Raw genomic sequence first — 11,866 nt, forward strand, 5'->3', positions numbered from 1 at the left:
TACCGGATACAATTTAAAGGAAGCCATCTTCTTTGCTTCATTTGATGTCGCCGGTGATTTTTAACCCTCCACAATATTTTATCAAAATGTGGCTTTACTTCAGCTGAAGTAAATAAAAGCGCCCGCTTTTTAAAATTTCATTGGTTGCCACACCATTTATTTCAGATGTTCAATAATTTATTGCAGCCAGATTATTGCTGATTTTTTATTGCTATAATTTAATCTTTTTATAACACACCGTCATGGTATTCTTCTAAAACAAAAACGCGGATGCCTTGTTCCCTTGCATAAATATTTTCTATTTGTTTTACAGATAAAGCAATTTTAAATAACTGTCTTTCCCGTGTTACTGCGGTATTGGGTTATCAAAAACTTTTACCAAAACACTATTTTTTTGCAGTTTTTTCTCCTCCAAAAACTGTTTATAACAATCGCCGCTAAGCGCAACAGCAGCAATGTTTTTATGAGCTGAATAATAATTGATGGCACCGGCTTCGCCATAATTTTCGCATAGCAACAATGTATTGTTGCTGTCTGCAATCTGCTCCACGGCCTTATCAACTTTAGCTGCAGGTTTTTCCAGCCAGGTATGTTTGCAAATTCCTGCGGCAGTAAATGGTTTTACCACTTTTCCGTTGATCGGGTTTGTACAAAAAATAAAGCAGATGAAGGGCTAAACACAATGTAGCAAAGCTGGAAAAATATGTGGAGACAATGTACCAGTAAAAGAATACACTTTAATCAACATTAATAAAGATGAAGGCGTCTAAATAGTCAGCTAATTATTACGGAACGCACATTCGCTGTGTCATTTGCAATAGTGTGCAAAACATTAAAAGACAAAAATGATGGGAAGAAATAGTATTTTGATAATGCAGATTTTAAACTAAAAAGAAAATTTAAACCAAGTTTTTAGGTGGTACAACCAATACAAAACAAGATCGTCATCTTAATCAGATAAAAGGATATAATTATTGAAGGACCTCCGGGTTAGTTCTATAATCAGTGTTTGAATAATTGATTTTTACCTTTTAAATATTGCAATAGGCAGAAAATTTTCCTAAGCCTTACAAACAATGTTTTGAAACATTTATTAGGATTACCCTACTTTTCTAAAATAATATTGCCAACGGTCGAAATTGAATTATTGCGTCTTGAATAAAAGTTAACTCATAGTATTTAAAGAATTAATACACAAATCAAGGCTTATATCAAAAAAATTTCCCCCCGGAGAACCGGCGGGAATTTTCTTAACCCTTAAAACAACCAACATTACTATGTTGATACTTATATAACAAAATATACGCGATATGGTTGTAAATAGTTTGCTTTTATTGAAAAAAAGTTTTTAAATAAAATTTTTACTGACATTGTTGATATAAGAAACCTATTTCCTGGTTATTATTTATGCTAAAGAAAAAGAAACAGGGTTACGCTTTTTTCGTGATGGACTGTCAAAATAATGCAGCACGAAAATGCGAATGGTACAAAATGGAGATAATTGCTATTGTAGTTTGACAATTAATATAACTAAAAAATTATATTAGTCGTTCCTGGTAAACGCGGATGCATTGGCAAATAGAAGCTAGCAGGTTTGCTCAATCTTCATTTAAAAGCATTCTTTCAATCCACCAATTGCATTTTCAAATAATCCTTTTTATATTCCAGCGGAGTCTTTTTTGTAATTGCTTTAAACTGGTGGTTAAAGTGCGACATATTATTATACCCGCATTCGTAACATACTTCCGACACATTTTTTTCATCTTCTACCAATAACCTGCAGGCAAAGCCAATCTTTACTTCCATTAAAAACCGGATATAAGTTTTGTTGGTTTTACTTTTAAAATACCGGCAAAAAGATTGCATGGTCATGTTCAGCAATGCAGCCACTTCATTGAGCGTTATTTTTTCATGGTAGTTATTAAATGTATATTCAAATACCAGTTTTATTTTATCCTGGTTTGCATCACCAGGCGTTTGCATAAATCCTGTTGAAGACAGCGGAACATAATCTTTACTCTGCGCAATTTCTTCCAGTATCGATAACAGGTAAATCAGTTTTTTTCCGGGCGAAGCAGATAACATTTTTTCAAATGTCAGGGGCAGACTATGCTTGGTTTTACCGGTTAATTGTAGCCCGTTGCTACAGTTAAATAAAAGGGCTTTCAACGCTTTTGTTTCGGGCATATTTAAAAATGTACAGCCAAAAATATCGGACACAAATTTTATACAAATAGATTCTCCGGCCGTTGAACCTTTTTTGGCAAGGTGATTATATTCGTGCCGAAAACAGTGAGGTAAATTAGCTCCTATCAGCACCATATCACCATTTTGAAAATGACCGATATGGTCACCAATTAACCAGGTTCCTGAACTTTTCTTAATAAATAATAACTCAATTTCCGGATGGTAATGCCAATTGTTCAACATACTTTCACCCACATCTTTTCTTACTAAAAAAGAAGATTCGGGTGTGGCTGTAATTTGGCGTAAAGCTGGTTTCATGCATCAGGAATATAAAACTAAGATAGGGTAATATACCATTAGTTTTTGAAAAAAAAATGATATGATAAACAAAATGTTACTACTATGTTTACATCCTGAACCAATAAGCCTGAATGACACTTAACAATGCCGCTGCTGATAATAACGATTGACATAATGAAAAGTTTATTAGGATTTTTAATTGGTTTTGTTTTTCTGATTTCCCTTTTTTGTATTATTTAACCATCAATCACCTGTTGAATGTATAGTTGTATTTTGATATTTTTATGAATAATAGTGAAGAAAAGTATAAGCATGTCTTTAAGCGCCCGCATTTTAATTGGCAGTAGCAGCGGGTTATTTATGTGGGTGCACTGGTATGCTTTTTATTTCACTACCTTCTTAAAACGGAAAGCGCATAGAATAGCAGGGAAGCCGATTAAAATTTATGGAATTATTGAGTAAGTATAATTTAAAAAATAATAATAGCTATATGAAAAAGTTTTTTTTGTTTTTTGTAGTATTAGTTTTCTTCTTTTGTATCAGTCTTCAAACACTGGCGCAGGAAAGATACCAGGCCACCTGGGAATCGTTAAAAAAATACAATACACCTGAATGGTTCAGGGATGCCAAATTTGGTATTTTTATTCACTGGGGTGTGTATTCTGTACCTGCTTTTGGCTCGGAGTGGTACCCACGACAAATGTACCAGCAAGGTACTGATGAATTCAAGCATCAGGTGGCAACCTATGGTCCTCAGAGTAAATTTGGCTACAAGGATTTTATCCCGATGTTTAAAGGCGAAAAATTTAACCCGGAACAATGGGTAACACTATTTAAAAAAGCAGGTGCAAAATATGTAGTGCCGGTGGCAGAACATCATGATGGATTTGCCATGTATAAAACTGCCTTATCAAAATGGAATGCTTTTGAGATGGGACCCAAAAGAGATGTCATCGGTGAACTGGCAGCGGAAATCCGTAAACAGGGATTAATATTTGGCTTGTCATCACATAGAATAGAGCATTGGTTTTTTATGAATGGAGGACGTAAGTTTGAGTCGGATGTATTGGATAATAAATACGAAGATTTTTATAGTCCGGCAAGAGAAGAAAGTGAAACGCCCTCACCTGAATTTATGAACGACTGGTTGCTGCGCAATGCAGAGTTAATCAACAATTATAAGCCACAATTATTTTGGTTTGATTGGTGGATAGAGCAACCGGCAATGGATCCTTACAGAAAATCATTTGCAGCTGCCTATTACAACAAAGGATTAGAATGGAACAAAGGAGTTGTGCTTAATTATAAAAATATTTCGTACCCCGATGGTACAGCAGTGCTGGATTTGGAGCGAGGTAAATTAGCTGGCATTCGGCAATTGCCCTGGCAAACTGACGACGCAATCGGCAACAACTCCTGGGGATTTGCTGCCGGCAATACTTTTAAAGATGCAAAATATGTAATCACCAATTTGATCGATATTGTTAGTAAGAATGGTAACCTGCTCCTAAACATCGGTCCTCGCCCGGATGGTACTATTACTGATGAAGAAACGCAAACATTATTAGGTACAGGTAAATGGCTGGAAGTGAATGGAGAGGCAATTTACGGTACTCGTCCATGGAAGGTGTTTGGTGAAGGCCCAACTGAATCTGCGAGCGGAAGTTTTGCTGATCAGAAGAAATCTTTTACAGCAGAGGATATTCGCTTTACAACTAAAGGAGATATTTTGTATGCCATTGCCCTTGGGGTGCCCGCTATGAATACAAGTATAAAGTTATTAGGAATAAAAACAGGGAACGGAAAAATAGCCTCTGTTGATTTGGTTGGAAGCAGTGAAAAATTATCCTGGTCACAACAGGCAGATGTGTTGATGATAAAACCCATTAAAAACTATCCGTCAGAAAATGCGGTAGTGTACAAAATAAATTTTAAAAAATAGTCAATAGTAATGAAGGCTCTAATTTGCACCCAGCCAGGAACTTTTGAATACCGGGATATACCATCGCCCGTTTTAAAGCCAGGTCATGCAATCATTAAAATAAAACGCATTGGTATTTGTGGTACCGATCTGCATGCTTTTAAAGGTACGCAACCTTATTTTTCTTACCCAAGAATTTTGGGCCATGAACTGGCCGGAGATTTAATTGAAGCCGATGGCGCCGATGGATTTGTACCTGGCGAAGCTGTTACTATTATTCCCTATTTTAATTGCGGTACCTGTATTGCGTGCCGTAACGGCAAGCCAAATTGCTGCACCAATATTAATGTATGCGGTGTACATAGTGATGGTGGAATGCTGGAATATCTTTCAGTACCATCTTATGCCTTGGTTAAAAGCAATGGCTTAAGTTATGATGAACTGGCTTTGGTAGAACCCCTGGCCATAGGCGCCCATGGAGTAAGCCGGGCAAATATTCAACCAAATGAATTTGTATTGGTGATCGGCGCCGGACCCATCGGTTTAGGTACGATGGAGTTTGCCAGAATTGCAGGTGCCATAGTGATTGCAATTGATATAAATGATAACCGCCTGCAATTTTGTAAAAACAGTCTGCAGGTACAGCATACCATAAATGCCACTACCGAAGATGCAATGGAAAGAATAAAAGAAATTACCGGTAACGAAATGCCAACAGTGGTAATTGATGCCACAGGCAATCAGAAAGCAATCAATACTGCATTACAGTACCTGGCTCACGGAGGAAGATTTGTATTAATTGGGTTACAAAAGGAAACCATTAATTTTAGCCACCCAGAATTTCATAAAAGGGAAACAACATTGATGAGTAGCCGCAATGCTACCAGAAAAGATTTTGAACATGTAATGAATACAATGAAAAGGAGATTAGTGAATCCCGCCACTTATATAACGCATCGTGCAAAATTTGATGAGGTAAAAGATTTGTTTGAAACATGGCTGGATCCTGCCACGGAGGTTATAAAGGCGATGGTGGAACTGGAGTAGGGACAGGTTCTCATATCCCGCCTCAAAGAGTAAGAATTAAAATGCAGCTAATACATTTTTTGAACTGATAATTTTAATTGAAGAGATACTATTTTTTTGATGTATGCTGAACACTATTAAAGTTGATTGATGGAGCAATCCCGTTAGCGGTTACAAACCCTGACGGCGGTTGTAGCAGAAACTTTATTTGCAGAAACCTACACAACCGCTGACAGCCTGTTCCGATTTTTAGACGGATTACGGATAATGTTTTAGTTAACTCAAATATCCTCCTCCGCCTTGGTTCGTATCCACACGAATTGAAATGAGCGGCAAAGCGGAGAAGCTTTATGAACGATTAGGTTCTGCACCCTCCGCCTCGGTTCGTGTCCACACGAATCGAAATGAGCGGCAGAGCGGAGAAGCTTTATGAACGATTAGGTTCTGCACTTATAAATAGTATATTATAAAAACAAAAAACAAATGACAAAACGATTGCTTGTTAGCTGCATTGTATTGCTGGCTGCTGTTGAAGGATTAATGGCTCAGCCAGGTCAAAAATTATGGTATCAGCAACCCGCCAAAGTGTGGACAGAAGCCTTACCCATTGGTAATGGCCGGCTTGGCGCCATGGTATATGGCGGGGCTTCCAATGAGTTGATTCAATTAAACGAAGCAACTTTATGGACGGGCGGCCCGGTTAGAACCAATGTTAATCCTGGGGCTTACGAAAATTTATTGAAGGCAAGAAAAGCGCTTTTTAACGGCGAACATTATGATAGCGCCTATGAATTTGCCAAGGGCATGCAGGGCTATTATTCAGAGTCTTACCTCCCGCTCGGCGATTTATTGATTCATCAGCAATTGAAAGATAGCAGCATCACTGGGTATTACCGCGACCTCAATATCAGCGATGCAATCGCTACCACCCGTTTTACAGCGGATGGTGTTTTGTTTACAAGACAGATCATCAGCTCGGCGGCAGACCAGGTAATCTCTATTCACATTAGTGCCAGTAAACCTGGTCAGCTTAATTTTACCATCGGCACCAGGGGATTGCTCAAGTACCAGCAATCAATCATCAGCAACAATGAAATTGCCATGAGGGGAAAAGCGCCGTCGCATATTCAGCCTGTGTATGTAAGCACCGAAAATGCCATTGATGAAATCGATCCCAAAGGTTGCAGGGGCATGCGTTTTGAGTGGCGGGTGAAAGCCATCAGCAAAGGAGCCACCATAACAACCGATGAAAAAGGAATTACCATAAAAAATGGCACCGATGCATTAATCCTTCTTTCTGCTGCTACCAGCTTTAATGGCTTTGATAAATGTCCTGATTCGGAAGGAAAAGATGAAGATAAAATTGCCACAAATTTTTTAAATGCAGCAGCGAGAAAAAATTGGTACTCCTTACTTGCTGCCCACCTGGCAGATTACCATCATTTTTTTAACCGGGTTTCTTTTCAATTAAAACCCCCTGCTGTAAATAAAAATGCGGGGTTGCCAACAGATAAACGCTTGCTGGGTTATACAGAGGGCGCCAAAGACCCTTCTTTTGAAACATTGTATTTTCAGTATGGCCGCTACCTGCTCATTAGCTGTTCCCGCACGCCGGGTGTGCCAGCTAATTTACAAGGCATCTGGAACAAAGAATTGCAGCCGCCATGGAGCAGCAACTATACCACCAACATCAATGTGCAAATGAATTATTGGCCGGCAGAGGTTGCCAATCTTTCTGAGATGCATTTACCCTTAATGGATTTTATTAAAAATGTGGCTACCAACGGAAAGGTTACTGCCAAAGAATTTTATCACGCCAGTGGCTGGGCCCTGCACCATAACAGTGACATCTGGGCACTTACGAATCCTGTTGGCGATATCGGTCAGGGCGACCCGATGTGGGCCAACTGGACGATGGGGTCGCCCTGGTTGTCGCAACACTTGTGGACACATTATGCATTTACAAAAGATAAAAAATTCCTGAAAGAAAAAGCGTATCCTTTAATGAAAGGAGCAGCTGAATTTTGCCTTGATTTTTTAGTAGAAGATAAAGACGGCTTTCTTGTAACTGCTCCCTCTTTTTCGCCTGAAAATAGTTTTATCGACGACAAGGGAAAAGAAGGTGCAGCCTCCATTGCAACCACCATGGATATGTCTATCATCCGCGACTTGTTTACCAATCTGATTGATGCTTCAAAAGAGCTGAATGAAGATGCAGATTTTCGTAACCTGCTCATAGCAAAAAAAGAAAAGCTGTACCCATTCCACATTGGTAAAAAAGGAAATTTGCAGGAGTGGTATAAAGACTGGGAAGATGTAGACCCGCACCACCGGCACGTTTCACACCTGTTTGGTTTATATCCCGGCAGCCAGATATCACCAGAATTAACACCCGGTTTAGCGAAAGCAGCAAAAAAAACACTGGAGCTGAGAGGCGATGCTGGTACTGGCTGGAGCCTTGCCTGGAAAATTAATTTCTGGGCCCGTTTGCTGGATGGCAATCATGCATACAAAATGATTGGCAGCCTGTTGCACTTAACAGGGCAAACCGGTACCAACTATGAAAACGGTGGCGGTTCTTATGTGAATCTTTTCGATGCCCATCCGCCTTTCCAGATAGATGGAAATTTTGGTGGCATATCCGGCATGTGCGAGATGTTGCTGCAAAGTCATTTGGAAGAGTTACACCTTTTGCCCGCATTGCCCGATGCATGGCAGCAGGGAAGTATTAAAGGCCTAAAAGCAAGAGGTGATTTTAAAGTGTCTATGAGCTGGAAAAATCATGTTTTAACCGGTGCTGTTATTAGCTCAATGGCTGGAGGGATTTGTAAAATAAGAACAGCAATTCCAATAACTATTAAAGGTGTTACTGCAATGCCAATTGCTGATACCAATGGGTATGTGCTTTCATTCAACACCGAAAAAGGAAAAGTTTATTCCATAGTACCGATTAGTGAAAAGTAAAATACGCAAAGCAGCAGGCAAACTGTAAAAAAGTATTATAGAAGTTATGCTTAAACGCAGTATTGGAAAGTAGTTAAATGTCTTAAAAACTACGCACAAAAAACGGTTGTATTTCGAATTATCGCTGGCTGGTGGGCACAGCAGCCAAGGCAGTCAGCCGTGGGCGGTGTCCTCACCGCCCACAGTCTTACAAGTAATGCAACAATTTAAGATACCCCCCCAAAAACTTATACATGGTGGGTAAAATAAAAGAAAAATCAAAATGGTAACAGGGGAAAGCCAATTTTTTTTATGACAAAAAGAAAATTTTTAGTGATAATCTTTGTACAGCTTATTTTCCATTGCAATGGACAAATAAAATTGTATGTGGCTTTAACTGGCAGCGATAAAAATGCAGGAACACTTTCAATGCCATTTAAATCACCCGAGATGGCGATAGCCAAAGCATTGATGCAAACTGGTAAAGATGTAATAATTCAATTTAGGGAAGGAGTATATACTTTAAATAAAACCATCGAAATAACCTCGGAAAATTATCACTTAAATTCGCTTGTTATCCGTAGTTATAAAAAGGAAAAGGTTACCATAAGCGGTGCCGAAAAGATTTCCCCGAAATGGCAGCCTTATAAAAATAGCATCTTAAAATCACACGTCGCATTAACTGAAAAACCCGACAGGTTATTGATGAATGGAGTCAACCTGCCAATGGCCCGTTACCCAAACTATGATTCAACAGCAAGGGTATTTAATGGCACAGCTGCCAATGCAATCAGCAATGAAAAAGTTGCTAACTGGCGTAACCCAAACGGAGGTTATATACATGCTTTGCACAATGGAGAATGGGGTGATTTTCATTATTTGATTACCGGTAAAACCAACGAAGGAAAATTGAGTTACGAAGGTGGCTGGCAAAATAACCGCCCTGCACCCATGCATCCCCAATATCGTTTTGTAGAAAATATTTTTGAAGAACTGGATGCTCCGGGCGAATGGTGGTATGATATCAAAGCACAAATTTTATATCTCTATCCACCCAAAAACCAACCGATTGAGCATGCACAATTTGAAGTAAGCCATTTAACAGATTTACTCCACATCATCGGCGATGCACATCAGACGGTAAAAAATATTGAAATCCAACATATTACTTTCACTGCCACCAGCCGTAGTTTTATGCAAACCAAAGAACCCTTGCTTCGCAGCGACTGGACAATTTACCGTGGTGGTGCAATTTTGCTGAAGGGCACAGCAGATATTCGAATTAGCAACTGTACTTTTTGCAGTCTTGGTGGAAACGCCCTTTTACTAAGCGACTACAATAAAAATGACACCATACAAGGCAATAATATTTATGATATCGGTGCCAGTGCGGTTGTTTTTGTTGGCAACCCCATGGCAGTTCGGTCACCGGCTTTCCAGTATGACTTATCTATACCCTGGAGTAAAATGGATTATGCGCCAGGACCAAAATCAACGGATTATCCTCAATACTGTTTGGTGCAGGATAATTTGATTCAGCACATCGGCACAATTGAAAAGCAGGTAGCAGGTGTTGCTATTGACATGTCGGCGCACATCACCGTTAGCTACAATACTATTTACAATACACCAAGGGCAGGCATAAATATTGGCGATGGTTGCTGGGGCGGTCATGTAATTGAATACAACGATGTGTTCAATACGGTCCTGGAAACTGGTGACCATGGCGCTTTTAATTCCTGGGGGCGTGATAGGTTCTGGAGTCCCGATCGTTCGTTAATCGATAGTATTTTTGCTGCAAGACCGGGGATAGAATTACTGGATGTAATTGATCCAATTACCCTTCGCAACAACCGTTTTCAGTGCGATCATGGCTGGGATATTGATCTGGATGATGGCAGCAGCAATTACCTGATCTATAATAATATTTGTTTAAACGGCGGGTTAAAATTAAGGGAAGGATACCATCGTACAATAACCAATAATATTATAATCAACAATACATTTCATCCGCATGTATGGTTAAAAAATAGCGGGGATATTTTTAAGAATAATATTGTAAGCACTCCCTATGCGCCAATATTAATGAACAGTTGGGGTAAAGAAATTGATGCTAATTTTTTTCTTACCAACGAAGGATTGCAGAAAGCGCAGCAGTTGAACCTTGATAAAAATAGCCGTTCAGGTAATGCGCAGTTTGTAAATGAACAACAAGGTAATTACACAATAAAACCGGGCGCTGCGGTATTGGAAATGGGTTTTAAAAATTTTGACAGCCATGTGGGTGTTACACTTCCTGCATTAAAAAAGAATGCTGCATCACCACTGGTAAAGCCATTGTTTACTGATGTTTCATCCGGAAAAGTGCATACAGTTGAATGGCTGGGCGCACAATTTAAAAATATTGAAACACTGGGTGAACGGTCTGCAGCAGGACTTCACGATAATAACGGCGCTATGCTGGTGGAGCTGCCTGTACATACGCTGGCAACAAAAAGTGATTTGCAAAAAGGGGATGTCATTGTAATGATCGATGATAAAATGATTAACAATATCAGCGATTTATTACAAACCTATCAAACCATAAAATGGATGGGTAATGCACCATGCACCATCATCCGCAACCAGGTAGAAAAAAAGATAACGGTTTCTTTTAAAGAATAATTCGCAATTCAGTATTGATTAACTAATTATAACAGAATAAACAATACATGAAATTTACAGAAGAAGAGGATGGATTGCAATTGTTATCAAGGTCGCATTGTATACCTTCGGCAACTAAAACAGCTACAACTATTTGGGTTTTGCCATACGTGAAGTTAAAGTAAACACCAATGCAGATTTCATGATAAAAAACTGGTGTAATTTGGCTGGCTATAAGAGATAGTCGATTTTTTTGCTTTTACGATAATCCCGTCAAAAATAATTCGCATGCTTCTCTTTAATGCGGCTAACCATTAAATAATATTTTTGTAAGCAACCTATTGATTTAATATTTTCCTAATTATTGATTGTTTAAAATAAATTTGATATGTACCAGTTTAGAACTATGCTGTTTGTTTGTGTAATCAATTTGTGTTGTTCCAATTTTAAAGCGGCAGCACAAAATAATCATCAGTTGTTGGATTCAATAAAAGTAATTGCGCCGGGAGCTACTTTGCAACTGGTTTCTAAACAATTTGCTTTTGCCGAAGGCCCTGCTGTTGACAAGCAAGGCAATATCTATTTTACCGATCAGCCAAATGATAGAATCTGGAAGTATGATATCAGCGGAAAGTTATCTTTGTTTATGCAAAAAACGGGACGGTCCAATGGTTTGTATTTTGATCATAAAGGAAATATTATTGCCTGTGCCGATGAAAAAGACCAGCTATGGTTGATCAGTAAAAAGAAAAAAATTACTGTCTTGCTCAAAGATTTCCAGGGCCACAGATTGAATGGCCCAAACGACTTGTGGGTGGATGCAAAGGGTGGTATTTATTTTACAGA

Annotated in this window: 7 protein-coding genes; 5 read left to right on the forward strand and 2 right to left on the reverse strand. The window is 38.9% G+C overall.

Features of this window, described 5'->3' with window-relative positions; all coding sequences use genetic code 11:
• Positions 1-346 precede the first annotated feature (346 nt).
• Positions 347-628 (reverse strand): hypothetical protein, encoded by a 282-nt coding sequence (locus H7254_RS04730; protein ID WP_301931894.1) that lies wholly within the window; start codon positions 626-628, stop codon positions 347-349.
• A 995-nt stretch (positions 629-1,623) separates the two neighbouring features.
• Positions 1,624-2,505 (reverse strand): AraC family transcriptional regulator, encoded by an 882-nt coding sequence (locus tag H7254_RS04735; protein WP_301931895.1) that lies wholly within the window; start codon positions 2,503-2,505, stop codon positions 1,624-1,626.
• A 472-nt stretch (positions 2,506-2,977) separates the two neighbouring features.
• Here H7254_RS04735 and H7254_RS04740 point away from each other — a divergent pair, with 472 nt between their 5' ends.
• The 5 genes from H7254_RS04740 to H7254_RS04760 form a co-directional block, all read left to right on the forward strand.
• On the forward strand, positions 2,978-4,429 hold the full coding sequence (locus H7254_RS04740) for an alpha-L-fucosidase (protein WP_301931896.1): 1,452 nt from the start codon (positions 2,978-2,980) through the stop codon (positions 4,427-4,429).
• A 9-nt stretch (positions 4,430-4,438) separates the two neighbouring features.
• Positions 4,439-5,455 carry a zinc-binding alcohol dehydrogenase family protein gene (locus tag H7254_RS04745; protein WP_301931897.1) on the forward strand — a complete coding sequence of 339 codons (1,017 nt, stop codon included), beginning with the start codon at positions 4,439-4,441 and terminating at the stop codon, positions 5,453-5,455.
• A 462-nt stretch (positions 5,456-5,917) separates the two neighbouring features.
• A complete protein-coding gene (locus H7254_RS04750) occupies positions 5,918-8,398 on the forward strand; it encodes a glycoside hydrolase family 95 protein (protein ID WP_301931898.1) in 2,481 nt (826 codons plus the stop codon).
• 291 nt (positions 8,399-8,689) lie between these two features.
• Complete coding sequence (locus H7254_RS04755; protein ID WP_301931899.1) at positions 8,690-11,041, forward strand: PDZ domain-containing protein; 2,352 nt, start codon at positions 8,690-8,692, stop codon at positions 11,039-11,041.
• A 367-nt stretch (positions 11,042-11,408) separates the two neighbouring features.
• Positions 11,409-11,866, forward strand: a 458-nt coding sequence (locus H7254_RS04760) for an SMP-30/gluconolactonase/LRE family protein (RefSeq protein WP_301931900.1), incomplete at its 3' end; no start/stop codon positions are given.

Origin of the sequence: Ferruginibacter sp. (genome assembly GCF_014377975.1) — a bacterium.
Taxonomy (GTDB): Bacteria; Bacteroidota; Bacteroidia; order Chitinophagales; family Chitinophagaceae; genus Ferruginibacter.